Origin of the sequence: Acidovorax sp. CCYZU-2555, from assembly GCF_018413525.1 — a bacterium.
In the GTDB taxonomy this organism is placed as follows: Bacteria; Pseudomonadota; Gammaproteobacteria; order Burkholderiales; family Burkholderiaceae_C; genus Comamonas.
The window spans coordinates 83,418-103,935 of record NZ_JAHCDD010000004.1 but is presented as its reverse complement, the minus strand read 5'-3'; the positions used below and the strand labels follow the sequence as shown (position 1 = coordinate 103,935).

14 protein-coding genes and 1 pseudogene are annotated in these 20,518 nt (G+C 58.9%); 11 read left to right on the top strand and 4 right to left on the bottom strand.

Features of this window, described 5'->3' with window-relative positions; all coding sequences use genetic code 11:
- Window positions 1-33: 33 nt before the first annotated feature.
- The 4 genes and pseudogenes from KHY18_RS02505 to KHY18_RS02490 all read right to left on the bottom strand — a co-directional run.
- Window positions 34-177: pseudogene (locus KHY18_RS02505) on the bottom strand (transposase); the annotation flags it as partial.
- 414 nt (window positions 178-591) lie between these two features.
- On the bottom strand, window positions 592-1,620 hold the full coding sequence (locus KHY18_RS02500; RefSeq protein WP_213293933.1) for a hypothetical protein: 1,029 nt from the start codon (window positions 1,618-1,620) through the stop codon (window positions 592-594).
- Between the two features lie 139 nt (window positions 1,621-1,759).
- Window positions 1,760-8,392: a DUF3320 domain-containing protein gene (locus KHY18_RS02495; RefSeq protein WP_213293931.1), complete on the bottom strand. Its 6,633-nt coding sequence runs from the start codon at window positions 8,390-8,392 to the stop codon at window positions 1,760-1,762.
- A 372-nt stretch (window positions 8,393-8,764) separates the two neighbouring features.
- Window positions 8,765-9,838, bottom strand: coding sequence for a PDDEXK nuclease domain-containing protein (locus KHY18_RS02490; protein ID WP_213293929.1), 1,074 nt, complete (start codon window positions 9,836-9,838; stop codon window positions 8,765-8,767).
- A 603-nt stretch (window positions 9,839-10,441) separates the two neighbouring features.
- Between KHY18_RS02490 and KHY18_RS02485 the strand changes: the two genes are divergently transcribed.
- From KHY18_RS02485 to KHY18_RS02435, 11 genes are all read left to right on the top strand, one after another.
- The gene (locus KHY18_RS02485) at window positions 10,442-10,816 is read left to right on the top strand and encodes a TrbC/VirB2 family protein (protein ID WP_249728856.1); all 375 of its coding nucleotides are present in this window, start codon (window positions 10,442-10,444) and stop codon (window positions 10,814-10,816) included.
- Window positions 10,813-11,112, top strand: a complete 300-nt coding sequence (locus tag KHY18_RS02480; protein ID WP_213293927.1) for a VirB3 family type IV secretion system protein — start codon at window positions 10,813-10,815, stop codon at window positions 11,110-11,112. Before KHY18_RS02485 ends, KHY18_RS02480 begins: the two co-directional genes overlap by 4 nt.
- Window positions 11,099-13,756 carry a VirB4 family type IV secretion/conjugal transfer ATPase gene (locus tag KHY18_RS02475; RefSeq protein ID WP_213293925.1) on the top strand — a complete coding sequence of 886 codons (2,658 nt, stop codon included), beginning with the start codon at window positions 11,099-11,101 and terminating at the stop codon, window positions 13,754-13,756. Before KHY18_RS02480 ends, KHY18_RS02475 begins: the two co-directional genes overlap by 14 nt.
- A gap of 53 nt (window positions 13,757-13,809) precedes the next feature.
- Complete coding sequence (locus KHY18_RS02470) at window positions 13,810-14,472, top strand: TrbJ/VirB5 family protein (protein WP_349630236.1); 663 nt, start codon at window positions 13,810-13,812, stop codon at window positions 14,470-14,472.
- Window positions 14,473-14,717: 245 nt separating this feature from the next.
- Window positions 14,718-15,101 carry a hypothetical protein gene (locus KHY18_RS02465; RefSeq protein WP_213293922.1) on the top strand — a complete coding sequence of 128 codons (384 nt, stop codon included), beginning with the start codon at window positions 14,718-14,720 and terminating at the stop codon, window positions 15,099-15,101.
- 2 nt (window positions 15,102-15,103) lie between these two features.
- A complete protein-coding gene (locus KHY18_RS02460) occupies window positions 15,104-15,964 on the top strand; it encodes a TrbL/VirB6 family protein (RefSeq protein WP_213293920.1) in 861 nt (286 codons plus the stop codon).
- Window positions 15,961-16,629 (top strand): VirB8 family type IV secretion system protein, encoded by a 669-nt coding sequence (locus KHY18_RS02455; protein ID WP_213293919.1) that lies wholly within the window; start codon window positions 15,961-15,963, stop codon window positions 16,627-16,629. The genes KHY18_RS02460 and KHY18_RS02455 overlap by 4 nt, the downstream gene beginning before the upstream one ends.
- 24 nt (window positions 16,630-16,653) lie before the next feature.
- Complete coding sequence (virB9, locus tag KHY18_RS02450) at window positions 16,654-17,430, top strand: P-type conjugative transfer protein VirB9 (protein ID WP_213293917.1); 777 nt, start codon at window positions 16,654-16,656, stop codon at window positions 17,428-17,430.
- A 1-nt stretch (window position 17,431) separates the two neighbouring features.
- Window positions 17,432-18,619, top strand: a complete 1,188-nt coding sequence (locus tag KHY18_RS02445; RefSeq protein ID WP_213293915.1) for a TraB/TrbI/VirB10 family type IV secretion system protein — start codon at window positions 17,432-17,434, stop codon at window positions 18,617-18,619.
- 10 nt (window positions 18,620-18,629) lie between these two features.
- Window positions 18,630-19,652, top strand: coding sequence for a P-type DNA transfer ATPase VirB11 (gene virB11, locus KHY18_RS02440; RefSeq protein ID WP_213293913.1), 1,023 nt, complete (start codon window positions 18,630-18,632; stop codon window positions 19,650-19,652).
- Complete coding sequence (locus KHY18_RS02435; RefSeq protein WP_213293911.1) at window positions 19,639-20,511, top strand: lytic transglycosylase domain-containing protein; 873 nt, start codon at window positions 19,639-19,641, stop codon at window positions 20,509-20,511. Before virB11 ends, KHY18_RS02435 begins: the two co-directional genes overlap by 14 nt.
- Window positions 20,512-20,518: the final 7 nt, after the last annotated feature.

The following is a 20,518-nucleotide window of genomic DNA, read 5'->3' as shown; positions in this document are numbered from 1 at the left end:
TGCATCATCCATCGCGCAGGCGCACCGATGCCTTGATGTGGCGCCAAACTTGCTGCGCCACAGGTAGTAGCTGGCTTCCGAGAAGCTATGCCTTCGGCACAACTCTGCCACCGGCAGCCCTGATTCAGCTTTCCTCAGGAAACCAATGATCTGTTGTTCGCTAAATCGCTTTTTCACGTCCAATCTCCTGTCGTTTGGGATTGGACTTCAAGTGCCTCTGCTACTTAAATCTGGGGGGACGTCGCTTAAACCACATTGCCTACTCGATACCCAATCTGATTCAATTTGCTTGATTTTGAATTGTCAAAGATCTGGCATGAGTTGCCAAAAATGTGATCCCGTGGAAACCAGCCTTGCATCTGAGAATTGATTTCACGGCGCTGTTGCCGTGTTCCGGAGAACATTCATGAAGTCCGCTCAAGCTGCAAAAAAAACCAGTTCCAACATCCCCGCTAATTCACCGCCGCCACGTCCAGGCAGAGGAAAGGGCTTGGGACCGGGCAACGACGGTGGTTGGCCTGCAGGTCCTGGAAAGGGCGTTTCAGGAAAACGCAGAAGTAACAATCCGCCCAGGGGGCCCGGCGATTCCCGTTAGCCGTAGTTGACGTCACACGCCGTGCAATCGGCGGCAAGGTGATGCGCGTGCCATGCCGCAAAATCTCGCGTGATCGAATCATCTGGATCTTTCAGAATCTGCAACGCGAACCAATGAGTGTGCTGAAGTCGATTGGCAATACGATACATGTGCGCCAGCGCTGCATAGGCTTGGTCCGCTGAAACTGAGGGATCTCGGATATGCGAACGTTCAGCAATTCGCTTGACAAAAACTTGCAAGGCCGGGGTCTGTTGGGGAAAGACTGCTCCTCGGCTCCAGCGTTTGATGGTGGCTTCGCTGGGCAGGCTGTCATGGGCTGTCCCATCCCGCAGAAGCTGCTCGCGCAGATTGGCGAGACTTGATGCACCAGTCAACTGCTTGGCCATTTTCAGCCACTGGACGCCGGGCGATATCCGCGTGCCATCCAGGAGTTTCTCGGCGGCACCGCACAGCGTGAGTGCCTGCGCGGCATCTGCTTCGAAAATGGATGCTTGGGCTATGACACAAAGCTGCAACTGGACCCATGCGTGCAAACGGGCTGACAGGGTCTGCCTCAGATCTTGTGCCGACGCCAGCCGCTGCAGACTTTCCTCACACCAGAAAATTTGCAGGGTTGGGTCGGCTCTCACGATTTCTGCGGTGGCACCGTAGTCGCCTGATGCAAAAGCTGCATTGGCTACAACGGATGCTTGCTCGATCTCGACGTAGGTCGAGATGAAAAGGAGCGAGCGTGCCGGATTGCGTCGTACCCCGGCCAGGAAACAACCCCAATAACCTGGCAATTTCGCGGCAAGACGGTCGGCAACTTCGTCCGTCAACGGCGCGTCAGACTTTGCCACTGCTTCGAAAGCATCCAGATGGATTGCCACCTTGGAATTGGTTTTGGCGAGGGCGAGCAGGCTGCTGATGGCCAGCTCGGCGATGCGGCGGGGCGAAGCATCTTGACGGCGCAGATACCTGAACAACGTGCCACGCTCCCCAGCCGTATCTTCCATTTCATGAACTGGGACCCCCTCGATCTTCATCTCCCATTCGTATGAGGGCAGAAACAGGCCACTGAACGCCACCGGTTTGGGTCGTCCACGTGTATTTTGAGGTGGCATGGTACTGGTGTGCTGTGGGTTCGCTGCCGGCTGTAACAAGTCAGCGTGATCAACGACGGTCTTATGCGGAATCTGCGCTTGGCAGGCCGCGCACTGCAACTTCCAGTCGCGCCCGACTGGCTGCCCGCAACTGTTGCAGTCCGAGCTTTCGCGCCATGGACTGATAGACGGCTTCGCCCTGTACGCCCTGTGAGATCACACTTCCCGCCAACGATAGCAATTCAGAAATGCTGATTTCGTCCACCGCACGTACGCTGTCTTCGTCGCCAGGTGCGCGGAAAGGAGACTTCGTGGTGGGATCAAGATGGCCAGGCCAATAGAACTTGCCAACCTCTTCTTCCGTCGTGCGGTAGCGCTCCCGTGCGAGTTCAAACACACGCTCCCGGATGCGGGCACCGGTACGCAACCAACCATGTGCGCGGGCAATGCGGCGTGCCAGCAAGGCATCGAGAACCGGCCCTTCATGGTCGATGACATGGGCAATCATGGCCGACAGAACATGGTTGTAATCGCTGTCGTAGAAGCGATCAGGATCGGCGCCTGCGACCATTTCGGCAGGGCTTGTGGCCTGGTAGGTTGCAACGGACAAAGGCGTAGCATTCACCGCCTCGAAGGCTAAGGGTGTTGCCGGGACCTGCCTGGCAAAGATTTCTTGCGGCAAGGCGGTTTCAGCCGGAGCTTCGGCGGCACCCGCTTCCATGCCTGGGAGCGGCACCTCCGTTATCCGTTGCGGCGCCATCCCCGATGCGCTGGCTTGCGCGATCGCTGCTTGTGCTTGGCGTTCGGCCTCGGCCTCGCGTTCGGCTTGTTCGGCACGCCGCGCACGCTGCGCTATGAGCAATGCCTGCAGCCGCGCATCCACCCTGTCCAGGGTGCCAACGGGATCGACCCACCAGTCCGTAGACCAGATCCGCACGATGTCCCAGCCCAGCCCGCGCAGCACCTGTTCGCGTAGCTTGTCGCGGTCACGTGCCGTGGCACTGCGGTGATAGGTGGCGCCATCGCACTCCACGCCGGCCAGGTAACGGCCCGGCGCGTCGGGATCGACAATGCCCAGGTCGACACGGAACGAAGAAGCGCCGATCTGTGACTGAACGCGCCAGCCGCGTTGGCTCAATGCTGTAGCCACGGCCTGCTCGAAAGGGCTATCGAAGCCTCCCAGGCTGCCGCGGTTGGCTTCCGCAAGTGCGCGGGCACCCCGTTCGGCGAATTCCATGAAATGCTTCAAATCGCGCACGCCGATGGCCTGGGTACGCGCCAGATCCATTTGCTCCGCGCGGAAGCTGGCAAACACGCGCAGTTCCTGGCGCGCCCGTGTGATCGCCACATTGAGTCGGCGCTCGCCGCCCTGGCGATTGAGCGGGCCGAAGTTCATGGCCAGCTGACCCGCGACGTCCGGGCCGTAGGTCAGGGAAAAGAAGATGAGATCGCGCTCGTCACCCTGGACACTTTCCAGGTTTTTGACAAACAGCGGCTCAAGTTCGGCATCGTCGAAGTAGGGCTCCAGTCGAGGGTCCTTGCGCCTGGCGTCGTCGAACAGATCCTCGATCAGTTTTTGCTGTTCAGCGTTGAACGTCACGACGCCGATGGTGAACCCGCTTTCGCGGAATCCGGGCGCGGTCAGGCGAGACACCACCTCGGCGACCAAGGCCTTGGCCTCTGCCGGGTTGGTGCGCGCGCCTCCCTTCTGGTATGTGCCCGACACCACCTCCAGGCTCACGGCGCGATCGTCGGTGACGGGAGACGGGAAGGTGACCAGCTCGCCATCGTAGTAAGCGTGGTTGGAGAAAGCGATCAGGCTTTCGTGGCGGGAGCGGTAGTGCCAGTTCAGATTGCGTGTCGGCAGGTTGGCGCCTATGCACTCGTCGAGAATGCTTTCCAGATCGGCTTCCACGTCTTCGTCGTCCAGTCCCGACTCGGCGCGGTCGAAGAACGAGGTCGGCGGCAGCTGCTTGGGATCGCCGACCATGACCACCTGGCGGCCACGAGCGATGGCGCCAATGGCGTCCCAGACCGGTATCTGCGAGGCTTCGTCGAAGATCACCAGGTCGAAGGCGTTGGCGCCGGCCTGCAGATACTGGGCGATGGACAGCGGGCTCATCAGCAGACAGGGGGTGAGCTTGGTGAGCGCTTCGGGGATCTTGCTCATCAAGTCACGCAGTGGAAGGTGCGCGCGTTTCTTGCCCATCTCGTGCCGCAGCAGTCCCCACTCGGAGTTGCGGCTCACGTTGTCTTGCGAAGGAAGGTCGGCGCACAGCCGGGCGCGCAGCCAGTCGCGGGTGAGCACGGTGAAGCGGTCGTCGAGTGCGCGGAAATCGCGGATGCGCTGTTCGTGTTCGGCGCTGACAAAGCCGCGAATGACCGGCTCATGATCGACGACCGCGTTGAGCCACCAGCGCGCGTAGTTGGTTTCGAAGGCCTGCCGCGTCTCGCCAGGTCCGACCTGGCCTTGCTCCAGGCCCTGGACGACTGGGGCCAGGCCCAGCGCCAGTGCCTCGCCGCGTGCCTGGCGCCAGGCGCACCAGCTGCGCAGGCTGTGCTCGGCGCGCACGACGGACTGGCTGTGTGCGATAAGGTCGTCAAGTGACAGCGACTGCCACCGCGCTTGGGCCTCCTCGGCAAAATGCCCGGTGGTTGCCAGCGCCTCACGTCGGGGAAGCAACTGCTCCCAGCTCGCCAGGTAGCGGTCGCCAGCAAGTGTGATCCGTCCTCCTGGCTCCAACAGTGCATTGGCGTCGCCCAGCAGCACGTGCAACGGCCCCTTGCAGGCAGAAATCTGTTCGGGAGTGGAGGCCAGACGGGCCATCACCGCAGCCAGGTCCTCGCGCAGCTGGCAGGCCGCTTCAAGGTCTTGAAGTGGGGTGGCCAGGCCTTTCCACAAGCCATCGGTGGATTCGCGCAAATCGTCCAGGGCGGACAGCTCAACCTCGGTTTGCGTACGCTGCTGGAAAGTCTGGAGATCACGTGCCAGCGTGGGACCACACAGGCCTTGCTCGACCATGCTGTGGCGCTGCGCCAGGCAGCCTTGCAGGATATGGCTGCGCCAGTCGGCAAGGAAGTCCAAGGCGGCGCGCAGCGCCTCGAGCTGGGTGCCATGGCCGGCCCACAAGCCATCGGTAAGCGCCGCCAGTCCAGCGTGGGCCGCGATCTCCTGATCGAGCTGGAGCAACCGCCGTGCTTTTTGCAGATCGGCCTGCATGGCAGCTCCGCATTCGCCGCTGGCGATGATGTCGAAACCGTTGTCTTCCCAGGCACGGTCGTCATGCACCGCAACCAATGCGCTTTGCCAGCGCAGAGCGGTGCGCACCTTTTCCGCTTGCGTGTCCAACCCGGCCCACACGTCCTTGCACTCGGGGGCGGGAGCAAGGTTCTGGATTTGTTGGCGCAGAGCACGGATGGCGTTCCACCGCCGCAGATCGGCGTCGATATCGGGTTCCGACCCAGCGGGAATCGCGCTGGCCAGTTGGGCCGTGACCTTGCGCTTGCCAAGCCAGGAGTTAGGCCAGAACGCCTGCTCTGCCTGCGTCCATGCCTGCTGCAACAGGGCGACATCGAGTTGTTCAACCTGAGGTCCGTAGCTGACCGATAGCTGTGCGTGCTGTTCGGCAAGCTGCGACAGCAGCTCCAATCCCTGGTTGATTTGCTCGATGACCGCCGCCGGCCAGGGCGCGCCCAGTTGCAGTCGGGTTTGCCGATGTTCTGTGAGCGCGGCCAGCGCCTTGTCGCAGGCCAGCGAGACCGCCATCGGCCATGGCGTGGAAAGCTGCGCGTTCAGTTCGGCATGCCGGCGCTTGAGCACTGCGCCTTGCGCAAGGCGCTGGCACAGAGTGCGCGCGTCGGGACGCAGCACAAAACGCCAGTCGTGGCCGGCGGCCGATGGCAGGCGCCGGGCCAGAAGCAGTAACGCCTCGCAGGTTTCGGGCGTCAAGGCGGAAGAGGGCAAGCCAATGGCCTCGACAAGTGCCTGGGCGGAATCGACTGTTGTCTGGGCTGCGGGCAGCACGTCGCGCGCCGTGGCGACCAGTTGCTGCTGCCAGGTCGGTGACCAATCGCCCTGGCCGACCAACGCCAAGGGGTGCTGCACCAGTGCGGCATGCCCGATGGCCTGGGCATTGACTTCCAGCCGGTCAACGGCATTGCGCAACTGCTCCATGCCGGCATCATCGTGGTGGTCGGGCGAAGGCCATACCAGATCCAGGCGGGCGATGTCGCGTCCCGCACTGACCGTGCCCATGGCCGCAAACAGGCTCAGGCCGTTGCGGCGCCGCAGGTGAAGACGTTCGACATAGATGTTCAGCGCATCACGCAGCCGTTGGAGCTTCTCGGCTTCGGCACGCCACTGTTCTGCGTCGGCCTGGCCGCTGCTGGACCAAGCCGATTGCAGCTGTGCCAGCACGTCGAGCTTGCGTGCCTTGCTTGAGTGCAATTCGAGACAGAACTCTCCCAGTCCGATTTCCCGCAGGCGCCGGTATACGACGTCGAGCGCCGCGATTTTCTCCGACACGAACAGCACGCGCCGACCCTGGGCCAGGGACTGGGCGATCAGATTGGCGATGGTCTGGCTCTTGCCGGTTCCGGGTGGGCCGATCAGCACGAAATCCTTGCCCTGCGAAGCAGCCAGCACGGCCGACAGTTGAGAGGAATCCGCGGGCAGGGGGCAGAACACCTGTGCGGGGCCAAAATGCTGGTCCAGCTCACGCACCTGCGGGAACGGAGCACCCGGTGGATAGGCATCGCGCGGCGTGTCCAGCAGATGGCGCACCACGGCGTTTTCGCGCAGTTGCTCGCTGCGCTGAGCCAGGTCCTTCCACATCAGGTACTTGGCAAACGAGAACATGGACAGCACCACCTCCTCGGTCACTTCCCAGCCTTTGATGTCCTTGATGGCGTGGCCCACGGTTTTCCACACTGCTGCGACATCCAGGCCGGCCTCGTCCCGCGGCAATTCGCCCTCGAGCGTCCCCAGATTCAGCTCGAAGTCCTGGCGCAGCATTTCGATCAAGGTGGGATTGAAACGCGGCTCATCGTCGTGCAAAGTGAGCGTGAAACCGGAGCGTGCACTCTTGCGCTGCAGACTGACCGGCACCAGGATCAAGGGGGCACGGTAGCGCTGGCCGTCGCGGTCCTCACGTGTCCACGAGAGAAAGCCCAAGGCGAGATAGAGGGTGTTGGCGCCCCCTTCCTGCAAGGTCGTGCGCGCGCCGCGAAACAGGTCGGTGAGGCGCATATCGAGCTCGGATTCGGCGACGCCGACAAAGATCTCGCGCCGTTGCAGCGCACCGAGCGCGTGGGCTCGGCGCACATTCTCCCGCTCGCGCGCCTCGTATATGGCCTGATTGCGTGGATCGGCGCCGTCCATCAGGTCCGGGCGTGACAGCAGCTTCAGCGGCTGGCCACTGGCCAGCAGGTCTTCCAGCGCTCCTGCGTCCGGCGCTTCCAGCTTGAGCGCCTTCTTGCCGCTCTTGAAATTCAGCAGATTGTTGCGCAGAGACAGGTCCAGCAGCTTGCGTTGCCAGCGCAGCAGCCGGTTCCGGGGATCGAGTTGGCTGATGTCATCTGCATTGGCCGGTGGGCTGTCGGGCAGGTCTGGTGCGTCCTCCATCACGGTCGCGCCAGACGTGGTCGGCGCGTCTATGGACACAGCCGCTGCCGTCTCTGCGCTGGCCAAGGGTTTTATGCGCTGCATCCGGGCACGCCGGATGTCCACCGCCAGGCGGAATGTGGCGTCGAGATTTTCGTCCACCTGCTGGGCTCCGCGCTCCGTGGCGTAACTGAAAGGAACCGTCGGGCGCTGCGTGATCAGTGTGGTTTCGAACAGCACCAGCTCCTTGAGCCTCAGGCGCTTGCGCAAGGCGGTGACATCGTCGACGACCGTCGTCGAGAACTCCTCTGGCTGCAGCCACACTCCAGCGAAGGCATGGCCCTCGGTGAAGATCAGCATCGGATTCAAGCCTGCCTGCTCGAGCGCGGCGCAAAACAGCAGGGCAAGGTCGAAACATGTGCCCAGGCCGGAGGATTCAATTTGGCTGGGGCTGCGAACCTTCTGACCCGATTGTTCGAAACTGGCGGGCGGAAGCGCATAGTCCAGCTGCATGCCGGCGGTGGCGCCCCAGATCGCCGACGCCAGTTCCCAGGCGCGTTTGGCACCGCCAGCATAGCCATCCAATGCGGGGTTGCGATGGTTTTGCCGCAGAACCTCCGCAGTACGCTTCAGCAGCCTGTCCACGGCCGGATCGTTCGGCTGTACGAAGGCTGCCACCAAATCAGGCAAATGCGACAGCCCGCCCCACTGGTTGCGTGGCAGTAGCTCCAGTTGGATGTCACGTTGTGCGAGGGCCGGGGCAGCAGGATCCGAGCCCGCGCACCGCAGGGCGAGAGATACTGTGGCGGTTTCGGCTTCGGTGAGACGTGCCAGCAATCCGCCATCCAGGGTCAGATCCAGATCGCGGATCGCAAGACGTGAGCCGGCCGCCAGCGTGTCTATGTGCCAGGCGCGCGGCTTGAGAAACGGTGGGCTGGAGGTCAGGAGCAACTCCACCTGCTCGTGCGTCTTGCCGGTCTCGTTGATCAGCCAGAGATCCCGAATCAACGGTATGGCATTCTGAAAGTCGGCCAAGTTCAACTTGGCGATCAGGGTAGCATCGATCTTCAGTTCGGCTACGGCCACCGAAACTTCCCGTGTTGTATCGTCCATGGAATTCCCTGTAGTGTCCATGTCATAACACGCATCACTCGCGGTTATTTCCATTTGTAATATTACCGCCACTTGATATTAATCAGGGCTTCGGACTCCAATTTGGTCCGCGCCGGCGGCAAGGCCACGGTCTGTTCCGCATAAAGATGAAATACCGGACGCATGCCTTTAGGTAGCCTGAGCTTTGATCTGAACCCGGGCTGCAGGCTCTAGAGTTCACCCCTTACACAGCACTGGCCTTGGGACCGCCCGTTACGTCTATCGAAACGGGCGGTCACGATACCGAAACTACCTTGGCCAACGTCCTCATTGGCGTCGATCACCACGACCGAGATGCACGTTGACGTTGGCCGAAATACGCATCGGAACCACTCATTGTGGAAAGTTTGGCTCTTCTGGTGCTTGCAACGTCTCGAAATCACCGGCCAGTTCTGCTTCGATATCGGCAATGCTGGGCAGACTCTGTTCCAGCGCATCGGGGAGGTCGCGCAGCAACTGGTATTCGGCTACTCCTATGGGCTTGTCGATTCCCGAGAGCGCATATTCCGCCACCAGCCGATTTTGCTGTTTGCACAGAAGTAAGCCTATGGTGGGTTTGTCATCCTCGGCTTTGACCTGGGCATCCACTGCTGCGAGGTAAAAGTTGAGTTGGCCCGCGTGTTCGGGCCTGAAGGCCGTGGCCTTGAGCTCCACCACCACATAGCATTTCAGGCGCGTGTGATAGAACAGCAGGTCGATAAAAAACTCGTCGCCACCCACCTCCAGCCGAAACTGTCGGCCCACGAAAGCAAATCCGGCCCCCAACTCCAGCAGGAAGCGTGTGATATGGCGAATCAGCCCGTTTTCGATCTCGCGCTCCTGCGCATCATCGCCCAAACCGAGAAAGTCGAACAGATACGGATCTTTGAGCGTTTCGAGAGCCAGCGCCGACGCGGGCGCTGGCAAGCGGGCCTCGAAGTTCGTGACCGCTGCGCCCTGGCGCAGATGCAGGCGGTTTTTGATGTGCACAGCGAGCGTGGTGCGCGACCAGCCGTGCTGCAGCGTCTGCGTGGCGTACCAAGCGCGATCCTGCATGCTGTCCAACTGCGTCAGCAAGGTGACAATATGGAACCAAGGCAATTGGTCAGCAGGCTGCTGACCAAATTGACCGTCCGGGCAATGCTGGGCAAAAAACCGCATGTACTTGAGGTTGCTGGAGGACCAACCGCGCATATCTGGAAATGCCTCCTTGAGGTCACGCGCCAGCCGCTCGATTACCTTGGCGCCCCAGCCCTGGGCCTGCTGGCGTTGCAAAATGTCTCGCCCAATGCGCGCATAGAGTTGCACCAGCTCAGCGTTGATGGCCAGCGCCGCGCGTTGCCTGGCCTGCGCAATCTGGCCTTTGAGTTTGGCCAGCCAGTCGGCATAGTCTTCCGGCGCAAGCTGTGGATTTGTGTCGATGCCCATGGAAGTGAGCTCCTCTATTTTTGCCTGTGCTTCGGGCCGGCGTATCTGTCGGATATGAGGGGAGGGTGCTGGGCTGACGCGCAGTCAGCCGAGGATTGTGCCACTGCGCAAGCGCGCTCTTCAGGGGCGGCGATACACCAGTGCGGTATGTCGGGCCGCGAAGGGCTGACAGAGGTAGCCGCCCAGATGATGGCCGAGAGCAAGTAGCTGTGATTCGCCGCAGCCGTAGGCGCTGGCATCGCCTTAGGGATTGACTCCAATTCAAGACGCGTTCTGATAGGTCTGCCCGAGGAGCTTCCGAGGGCGTTTCGCAGCCCCAAATCCTGTCAGCCAGCGCACAGAAGGGGGCAGGTCAATTCAGGGGGCCGTTCCAGTTATTCACAATGCTTCCCTCTATAGCGCTCTTGAGTATCTAGCTACTTCAATGTTCATGGCATCCGTGTTTTTTACGGTTGTTTTTGCATTTGCCCCCTTGGAAGATACGTGCGCTGCAGATATTTTCTCCTGCGGTAGTTGCGTGGAATCTCAATCGCTAGTTCGAAGAAATCCTGATAGGGCGATGGATTCCTCGCGAATGGCTCAGCTAATTTTGAGGCTGTATCAATGAATGCTAAACAACCTTATGAAAAAAGTTCAGCTAAACCGCAGATGCTTGACCTACTGGGTGTAGCCCTCCAGTTGGCAGTCAATTTTGCGGTAGTTTTTGTTCTCATCCTGCCGCAGTTGGCGCATGCACAAAACGTTGGAGGCTCGTTCGGCGGGATCACGGCATTTCTTAAGTCAATCACACAGCTGCTTATCTATGAATGGGGCTACTACATCGGCATCATCACTCTGGCGATCCAAGGTTACCGTTGGAAAACCGGTCGCATCGACCTGATGCAATTGGGTGGTTGGGGGTTGGGTATTGGCCTTGTATTCTTTGCACCGAATATCGTCTCTGACCTGAAAGCAAGATCTGCAGGTGTCATCCAATGATGGCCGCTGATCTGTTTCATGATGACGGAGATGCGCTTGTCGCTGCGATGACCAGGCCAACTATGGTCGGTGGGTTGACCTTGACGAGCATTGCCGTGAGCGTTTATTGCCCTGGAATGATCGCCTTGATCACGCGATCGCTGTGGGCTGCCGCATTGATCCCGGTCTTTCTGCTAATCAGCTATCTGGTCTGCCTGAAAGATGTTTATCTCTTTGACATCGCCGCAGCTGCCTTCCATTTGAAAACATGTCCCAATAGACGTTTATGGAGGTGCCGACGCTATGCGCCTCACTAATTTTTTGAAAGAGAAGTTCGACATGTCACTGAAGATGCCGGTGCCTGAAGGTTCCGATATCGATGCCAAGGAAATGAGCTTGAGCGACATGATTCCCTATACTGTGCACTACGATGATGAGTCAGTGGTTACCAAGGATAACGGGCTGCTACAAGTCATAAAGCTTGATGGTTTGTTCTTTGATTCATTGACATTCGATCAAATTAAGCAGTTCGAGCGTCGGAGAAATACGGTGCTGCGCTCCATCGCCAACAGCGACAGAGGCGTATATGTTCACCTGATTCGTCGAAAGGTTAATAGATATCCCGCAGGCGAATGCCAAGCATGGTTTGCCAATCGCTTCAATCAGGCATGGCGTGAGTGCCATCGACAAAAGTCGTTCTATGTCAATGAAATTTACATTTCCATTGTGGTCAACCGATTCAGGCAAGGTGCACCTGGTGTATTGGATCGCTTATTTTCATGCATATCGGGTACCAAGCTTACTCAAGAGGAGCTTGCGTCATTCGATAAGAAGGCCACAGAACTGAATGAAGCCGCGAGTCTCGTAGTGCACACTTTGTCAGATTATGGTGCCCGCAAACTTTGCGTCCGGCGTCGGCCAAAAATCGACACGGAAACCATGAGCGCTGCAGAAGCGCGGCATTCCATTGAATGCTTTGATATGAGTTGGCATGAATTCCAGAAGATCATCGGTCATAAAGATGGATATACCCGAGAAGAAGTTCTGGACTATCTTGGCGAGGACTATACCGAGATTGGTGGTTTCCTGCACTATCTGATCAACTTGGAAGACGAGCGTGTGCCGCTGACAGAACTGCCCCTCGATAAAACACTGGCGGTCTCATATCTTGACTTCAATATTTTTGGCAATACGCTGGCTGTCCATAATCTGAGCGGCCGGCGTGCGGGTGCAATATTGAGCATGGCGGAGTGGCCGGCGCGTACTTCTTCGCGAATGCTGGATGATTTTCTCAAGCAACCGGTTGAATTCATCATTACACAGTCGTTCTTCTTCACGGACCGAATCAGCGCAGAGCAGGACATGCTGCAGGAGCGCAGGCGTATTATCGTCAATGACCATCAGGGAATAGCACAGGAAGACAAGGATGAGATAACCCAAGGCCTGCAAGATCTTACACGCGGTCGATCGGTCAATGGACTGCACCATCTGACGATGTTGGTACATGTGATCGAGGAAACGAAAGCGAAAGATCCCATCGATAGCAGACGGCAGACAGTGAAAAATTTGGACAGCGCAGTCAGTCTGCTTAAAAAATCCTTTGTCAACCTAGGCGTTAAGCCCGTGCGCGAATGGTGCGCAGTTGAGACATTCTTCTGGGCGCAACTGCCTGGCCAGGCACAGCATTTTATGGGCCGGCGCGGGAAAATAAAGTCCGGAAATTTTGCCGGATTCGCATCGCTACACAATTACGCAATAGGGAAGATCGACGGCAATTTATGGGGCCCGGCCATCATGCCGTTTGAAACGGAAAGCGGCACCGCCTACTACTTCAATTTCCACCGAGAAATGGAAGGGATGGTCGCTGGCCATACTGCAATTGCTGCCGACACAGGGGGCGGTAAAACCACCTTACTTGCGGCATTGATTGCCATGGCCGACAAGGCCAATCCGCGGGTGTTCTGGTTCGACAACCGCGAAGGCGCGAAAGTATTCATGTGTGCCATGGGTGGTCAGCACACGGTGCTGACAGTGCAGGGTTCAACCGGCTGGAATCCCATGAAGCTGCCCGACACTGCAGAAAATCGCGCCTACCTAGTTGAATTGATGGTGCTGATGCGCACATGCTATGGCGGAAAGCTCACCGCTGACGACATGGAACGCTTCAACGGCGCGGTGCACGAGAACTATGAGCTGCCGTATGCGGACAGACGTTTGCGCAATGTGGCGTGGCGCTTTGGCCAAGGGGAACTGGCCAAGGACATGCGGGTATGGCACGGCGCCCATGGCCATGAAGGCGCAAACGCGGGTGTGTTCGATAACGAGAGTGACAATATTGATCTTGGACGTTGCCGCCACCACTGCTTCGAGATGCGGCAACTCATCAAGGATGGCGTGGCCCGCCCCGAGCTGGCCGTGGTGCTGAGCTATCCATTCCACCGCATCGAGCAGTCGATGAATGGTGAACCTTTCATTCTGGTATTGGAAGAAGGCCAGAACCTGGTAAAGCACGCTTATTGGCGGGAAAAAATCGACAGTTACATTATGCAGATTCGCCGAAAGAACGGTCTGCTGGTGTTCGTCACTCCGGATGCAAAATACCTTTACAGCGAAACCGACTCGATCCAAAAGCAGACTGCCACTAAGATATTTCTCCCCAACGGCGAAGCCCGGAATGCTGATTATGTGGAAGCACTAGGTCTTACCCCTGCCGAATTTGAATTCGTGCGCGACGAGCCAATAGAGAATCGCACTTTCTTGATTCGGCGTGGAAATGAGTCCATCAGGGCAAGATTCGACATTTCCAGAATGCGTGAGTTCATTCCTGTTCTTTCCTCTAATGACAAGGGGGTTGCACTTATGGAGGAAATCATTTGCGAGCTGGGCACTCATCAGCCCGAGCACTGGGTTCCGGTTTTCATGGAACGCTCAACAGCGGCGAATACGCACAATCTTCAGTGAAGATCATCGCTTGATGAATCGATGATTATCAGAAACCTCGAAGGAGATGAATCGTGAAAAAGTCTTTCTCGAGCATTGCCGCGGTGTTTTCCATCGGTGCAATGTTCTCTGCGTCCGCTGGAGGTATTCCAACGTTCGATGCGACGCAGCTGATGCAGATGCAACAGCAATTCCGGCAATTGCAGGAACAGTACAAGGCGCTCAAGGAACAATACGCCGCGATCACAGGGAGCTATGGCCGTGGTCAAATGGGTTTGAGCGATTCTCTGGGAGCCGCGGCAGTGGTGCCCGGTTCGTGGCAAGAGGTGGTCAATAAGCAACGCAATGGAGAATTCGCTTCAAAGCAGGCTTCTTATGAAAAACTGATCGATACCTTACCGCCGGATTTGTTTACAACGTCTAATGCGCAAAGCGCTGCCACTTACAAATTGAGCACAGATTCCGTAAGAGCCGCGCTTTCGGGCGGAGACGTTCTCTATTCTCAAGTGCAAACGCATCTCTCCAATTTGTCCCGATTGAGCCAAGTGATCGATGGCACGCAAAACATCAAGGATGCGCAGGATTTGCAAAACCGAATTTCTGCGGAAAATGGAATGATGCAAAGCGCAATCGCCAAGCTTAATGCTGTGAATATTAACTTACAGGCCAACATGCTGAATCAGCAGAACCAGGCAACGGCAGCCACGCAAAAGTACTTCCGGCGTACCACGCCTTAATCTCCGGGGAAACTAAGGAATCGCCATATATTAAGGAGTTTCAACTATGAAGGTTCTTGAATTTTTGCCTTCGCTTTTCATGCTTTGGCTGGTGCTGAAAGTAATACGTAAGGGATGGCGCGTGTTTCTTGTCTTGTTATTTTCGTCGATGATATCGGGCTGTGCGAGTTCTTCGAACATTTTCGATAGATCGCCGTGTGCTTGTAACTTCGAGTCGCTAGGATCTAGTAGTCAAGGAGCAGGCCATGCGTAGTATCTGGGTACTCATCTCTAGCTTTGCAGTAATAATTGTTATCGGTGGCGTCGCCTATTACTCATCACCTGAAAAAGAGACCAGAGTAATGTTGCCTCACCTTGGCGAGTTGGAAATACCATCATTCAATTCGGAGGTGCGAAATCCACTCATGAAGGCAAATCCCGGGCAATTTCACATGTGGGTTCCATCCTATCCGCTCAGATGCGGAGAGATCGTTTTTGAGAAGGCAGATCCTAAGGCTCGAAACTATTGGATCTGTGTGAGCGAAATACGTAAGCGCGTGGCGATTTACGCGCAGCAAGACATCAGTCGTGAGGATGTGCTGGCTCCTGGTGTTCAGGTTCGCTGGCGCGAGGTTATGGCGGATCGATAGCCATGGCAGACATTACGCTTCAAGGGATGGTCGGCGCAGCGGATGGCGTCACCAATGCCTTTTTATCGCAGACCTACCCGGCCATTGCCGAAGCGGTTTTGACGCCGCTTTATTTCGCCGCGGTGCTCTATTGGGCGATTTTTGGCTACAAGGTCTATGCAGGTTACGCGCCAGTGCAGTGGAAAGACATTCTTGCCAAATGCGTCATGACCGTGGCGGTCTTTGCGACCCTCAGTTGGAGTGGTTTCGCCCAGGTGATTTACGGCGGATTCGCGTCGTTCATGGAAGGTGCGGCAGCAACAGTCATGGCAGGTCGGCCTACGGCCCAGATGCTTGATGCATTGTGGAAAAACGTGGATGACGTCTCCATTGGGCTTCGTTCCGCTGGAATTTATCAAATATCACTGGTTCTTGATGGCTTGGTGCTATTCATCGTGAACTCTATCTTGCTTGTCCTTGCCTTGGCTTACATGACGATCGCCAAGTTCGGCCTCGCCATCACGATGGTCCTCTGTCCGCTGTTTCTCGGCTTTCTGATGTTTCCTGAAACGCGGCAGTGGTTCATGAACTGGGTCAGCCAGATGCTCATGTTCTGCTTCATGTACATCTTGGTCATTGCCATCGTGCGTTTCGGCTTTCTTGCATTTGGTGATGCCATTGATACCGCAGGCCAGATGGCAGATGCAAACAGTCTGCCGGGCAGTGCACAAACCGCCCAGCTCGTCCTTGTGGAAGGCGTGATGATTCTATTCATGCTATGCGTCCGAGGTTGGGCGTCGGCGCTTTCCGGTGGTGCGGCGGCGTCCTCCGGTGTGCTGATGATGGTCGCTCGTATGGTGATGACCAAAGGCGCCGCCAAATGACCGCCGGCGCGCGCACCTTCCTTGGCGACCGCGGTATGCAAGCGGCGCAGGGCTCCAACAAGCTCAAGCAAGAGCGCAACCGCGCCTACCTGCTGATCGCGCTGCTGCTGCTTGCGCTGGGCGGCCTGGCAAGCGCAGTGGCTGTGCTGGCTCAGATTCACACGGTGATCCCCGTGGTGTCGGTGATCGATGCCAACGGCCATGTGGTCAAGCAGCAAGTGGTCAGCCCGGAGGCGATCGCCGCGCAGGACGCATTCGTGCAAAGCCAAGTGTACGACTTCATTATGTACTGCAATACTTTCGATCCGGATTGGCGCCAGCGCTTTGCGGATCTCTGCCGATTGCATTCCACCCAGGCCGTGGCCGCGTTCTACGACAGGGAAACCAGCGCCGATAACCCGGACAACCCGTATTACCAGCTCGGAGTCGGCGGCCGCCGCTATCCCCGGATCACAGGCATCACCTCCCTTGGCAAGGATGCCTACCAGGTGTCCTTCCAGTCGATTACAGAAAAGCCGGGCAGTCCCCCGAAGACCGACTACTACACCGCGCTCGTCCAGAGCACCTTCACGTTCAAACCCCTGGCCCTCGGAGACCGGTGGGAAAACGCCCTCGGGTACGCGACGACGGCTTATCGCAAGGACCAGGAACTCAGCCGCAAATAGCCGGCGCGACGTGGAAAGCAGAACATGCAGTTGAGAAACTATCCCCTGGCTTGTGCACTTTCTGTCGGTGTGTTGATGTCGCTGGTGCCCGCGCATGCGTCCAAGACGCCGCGCTCCATGGCGACCGATGCGCGCGTGAAGCAGGTACTCTACGACGCCAACCAAGTCTACGAAATCGTCGGCACCTACGGCTATCAGACTTCGGTCGAGTTCGCCCAGGACGAGAAGGTCAAGGTGGTGACCTTGGGCGACTCGATTGCCTGGCAGACCGTGCCTTATCAGAATCGGCTGTTTCTCAAGCCCGTGGAGCCGAATGCGGCAACCAACCTGACGGTGATCACCGACAAGCGCACCTACTACTTCACGCTCACCAGTTCGAAAAAGTCGGCACCGATGACGTTTCTGGTGCGCTTCGTCTATCCGAGCGCCGGTATCACCGTGCCCGACCGTGCGGGCGATACGCAGCAGCCGCCAAAGGTGTCCGATCAGGTCCGGCGAAATGTGGATTACGGCACGTCGGGCAATAAAACCGCCATTGCATTGAACCGTGTGTTCGATGACGGGCAGTTCACCTATTTCGCGTTCGAACCGGACGCGGAGATCCCGTCTGTTTACACGGTGAGTTCGGATGGCACCGAATCCATCGTCAACACCCGGCGCGAGGGGCAGTATCTCGTGGTCGAGCGTACGGCCAGCCTGTTCACGCTGCGCAATGGCAAGGCCCATCTCTGCGTGCAGAACAACGCCAATCCGTACCGCCCTGCGGGTCAGGCAGAAACGCACAGGGCAGGGGGTAACTGACATGTCGACTCCCGCCAATCCCTCGCTGGACGAGCGCGAAGCGGCCGTGCGCGAATGGGAGCAGCAGACCCACCGATCGCTGCTCGCCGACGGCCGCAAGAGGAAAGTGAGCGGTATTGCAATTGCGGCTGTCACGGCGGTCGTGCTTGGCGCTGTCTGGTACCTGCGGCATGGCGACGGCGATCCCGTGAAGCCTGCCGCCAATCTGAGCATCCCCGAGCGCAAGCCGGTTCCCAAACTCAAGGACCAGGGACAGGAAAGAACGGCTGCACCAGCTCCCACACCCGTGCAGCCCGCCGACGATCCGACGCGCGCCCAGCGCGAGCAGATGGAGCTGCAGCGCCTCGAACAACAGCGGCGCATGCTCGAGGCACGCATGAAGTCGGCCATCATGGCGCCCAACAGTCAGGACAGCGCGGCGACACCGCCGCTCGCAGAAGCCGGCCCGGTGCAAGCCGCATCGGGCGCGCTGGGCGGTGTGGGTGCCGAGCGCGGCGCACAGGATGCCAATTCGCGTTTTGCGCGCGCGGTGTCGGGCCAGGGCGTGACGGTCAGCCAGGCCCAGCAGATCGACCACTTGCCGTACAAGATCCTGCAGGGCAAGTTAATCGAAGCCGTGTTGGAACCGCGGGCCACTTCGGACTTGCCCGGCATGGTGTGCGGGACCGTGCAGCGCGACATCTACGGCGCGCAGGAGCGCCACCGGCTGATACCCTGGGGTTCTCGCATTTGTGGCCTGTACAGCGCCCAGGTGCGCAAGGGCCAGGACCGGCTGTTCGTCATCTGGAACACGGTGCGCCGTCCGGACGGCGTGCAGGTGACGCTGGACAGCGCGGGCGCGGACCAACTGGGAACGGCCGGCATGGGCGGCAGCGTGGATACGCACTTCGCGCAGATCTTCGGGATGTCCGCGCTGCTGTCGATCATCGGCGCCGGCGCGTCGATTGTGGGCGTGAGTTCGGGCGATCAGTACAACTCGGCGGCAGCCTACCGGCAATCGGTGCAGCAGGCGGCGGCGCAAAGCGCACAGTCGGCGCTGCAGCCTTTCCTCGGCATCCCGCCGACGATCACCGTGCCAGCCGGCGCGCGGGTGCGCATCTACGCCAACAAGGACCTCGATTTCAGCCCCGTCTACCACCAAGAAATCGCCGCGGCGCAGCGCATGGATGCGGTGGAGTTCCTCCAGTGATGGCCTAGCCATGTCGCAGATTGCCTCGTTCCGCGCCAAGCTGTCGTTGCTGACGGACTATCTCGATGACCAGCAGGTCACCGAGATCCAGATCAACCGGCCAGGAGAGCTATGGCTCAGAAAAAGGGATGTGTACTATGCAGAGCAAAGGGACGTGCCAGCCTTAACCTACTCGCTGCTGTCTTCGCTGGCCGAAGTCACGGCTTCATTCAAGAGCCTGGAGGTCGATCGGGCGATGCCGATTCTTTCGGCCGAGATTCCGGTAAACCTCGAGGACGGCATTCCCGATTTCGAGCGCGGCACCTACCGCACAGAAATGATCCTTCCGCCCGTGGTGCCCGAGAGGACTATTGCGATGACCATCCGCAAGCAGTCGCTAGTCAAGATGACGCTGCCCATGTACAGCCAGCAAGGGGCGTTCCGCTTCGTCAATGGTGACGTCGACAATGGGCCTTGTTCGGACGCGCGTTTGCTGCAGCTCTACCATGCTGGCCAATGGGCCGAGTTCCTGCGCGCGGCTGTTCTGGCTCGCAAGAACATCGCCATTTCCGCGGGCACCTATTGCGGCAAGACCACCTGCCTCAACGCTTTGGTCCAGGAGATCCCTGCGCATGAGCGCATCGTCACGATCGAGGACGCGCGCGAGATCGAGCCCGCGCAGCCGAACTGCGTGCGGCTTTCCTATGCCCGGCACCAGGCCGCGGGGCAGACCGCAGTGACCCCCGCGACGCTGCTGCGCTCATGCATGCGACTGACCCCGGACCGCGTGATCATGGGCGAAGTCCGCGGCCCCGAAGCTGTCGAGTTTCTGGGTCTGCTCAACACCGGCCACAAGGGCACGCTGACCACGATACATACCGATTCCCCCTCCGAGATGTATGACCGTTTTGGCGAGTTGATGGATGGCCACACTTCGATGACGCGTGAGCAGGTCATCGAGCGCGTCAAACGGCGCATCGACGTAGTGGTGCAGTGGAAATACACCGAGCGCGAAGGCCGCTACGTTTCGGAAATTCTCTATGCGGGTGCGTAGCGCTGTCACCGTCCTAGCGGGGCTGCTCACCACACTTGCACCGCTGGCCGAACCCCATCCGCCTGCGCAGCCGCTGTCGTTTGAGAAGCTGGCGGCCGAGTGCGCACCGGGCATCCATCCCGCAACGCTCAAGGCCGTGGTCAGCACCGAATCGTCATGGAATCCCTACGCAATCGGCATCGTCGGCGGCACGCTCGTGCGCCAGCCGCGCAGCCTCGCGGAAGCCGTCGCCACTGCGCGCGCGCTCGAGCGGCAGGGCTTCAATTTTTCAATGGGTCTGGGCCAGGTCAATCGCCATAACCTGTCGCCATACGGTGAGACTTACGAAACCGTGTTCCAGCCATGCCGCAATCTCAAGCTTGGCGGTGCCATTCTGCAAGACTGTTTTCTTCGCGCACAGAAGCGGATGGGGGATGCGCAAAGCGCCTTGCGAGCGGCGTTCAGTTGCTACTATTCGGGCAATTTCACACGCGGCTTTCGCGCGGACAAAGCGGGCCAGCCAAGCTATGTGCAGAAGGTCGTCGGCAATGCCAACAGCCAGGCGCTGCCCATCCCGGTCGTGCCCGCCATTCAGCCACAAAAAGCCGATAGCGCAGTGCCTGTGCGTGCCGCGGATATGCCGCCAGCCGATGCCAAGAGGTCAGCATCAATACCTTCCCACTGGGTGATTTTCGCGGAGAGCCTGCAAGTCGAGCATTCAGCCGCGCAGCCATCTGCCGAGCGGGAAAAAGAGCCGGCCACCAAGCTGAGGCTTGGCAGTACCCGCGATGCACTACCCCCCACTCCAGCTCCGCCACCACCTCAATCGCATGCGCAAAGCGATCGCAAGGATGCGCCTTTTGTCCAGTTCATCCACTGATCGGCGC

Excerpts from the sequence above, each read along its gene's own strand:
- KHY18_RS02500 (WP_213293933.1), bottom strand. The coding sequence starts at position 1,620 with ATGAAGATCGAGGGGGTCCCAGTTCATGAAATGGAAGATACGGCTGGG.
- KHY18_RS02495 (WP_213293931.1), bottom strand. The coding sequence starts at position 8,392 with ATGGACGATACAACACGGGAAGTTTCGGTGGCCGTAGCCGAACTGAAG.
- KHY18_RS02490 (WP_213293929.1), bottom strand. The coding sequence starts at position 9,838 with ATGGGCATCGACACAAATCCACAGCTTGCGCCGGAAGACTATGCCGAC.
- KHY18_RS02485 (WP_249728856.1), top strand. The coding sequence starts at position 10,442 with ATGAATGCTAAACAACCTTATGAAAAAAGTTCAGCTAAACCGCAGATG.
- KHY18_RS02480 (WP_213293927.1), top strand. The coding sequence starts at position 10,813 with ATGATGGCCGCTGATCTGTTTCATGATGACGGAGATGCGCTTGTCGCT.
- KHY18_RS02475 (WP_213293925.1), top strand. The coding sequence starts at position 11,099 with ATGCGCCTCACTAATTTTTTGAAAGAGAAGTTCGACATGTCACTGAAG.
- KHY18_RS02465 (WP_213293922.1), top strand. The coding sequence starts at position 14,718 with ATGCGTAGTATCTGGGTACTCATCTCTAGCTTTGCAGTAATAATTGTT.
- KHY18_RS02460 (WP_213293920.1), top strand. The coding sequence starts at position 15,104 with ATGGCAGACATTACGCTTCAAGGGATGGTCGGCGCAGCGGATGGCGTC.
- KHY18_RS02455 (WP_213293919.1), top strand. The coding sequence starts at position 15,961 with ATGACCGCCGGCGCGCGCACCTTCCTTGGCGACCGCGGTATGCAAGCG.
- virB9 (WP_213293917.1), top strand. The coding sequence starts at position 16,654 with ATGCAGTTGAGAAACTATCCCCTGGCTTGTGCACTTTCTGTCGGTGTG.
- KHY18_RS02445 (WP_213293915.1), top strand. The coding sequence starts at position 17,432 with ATGTCGACTCCCGCCAATCCCTCGCTGGACGAGCGCGAAGCGGCCGTG.
- virB11 (WP_213293913.1), top strand. The coding sequence starts at position 18,630 with ATGTCGCAGATTGCCTCGTTCCGCGCCAAGCTGTCGTTGCTGACGGAC.
- KHY18_RS02435 (WP_213293911.1), top strand. The coding sequence starts at position 19,639 with ATGCGGGTGCGTAGCGCTGTCACCGTCCTAGCGGGGCTGCTCACCACA.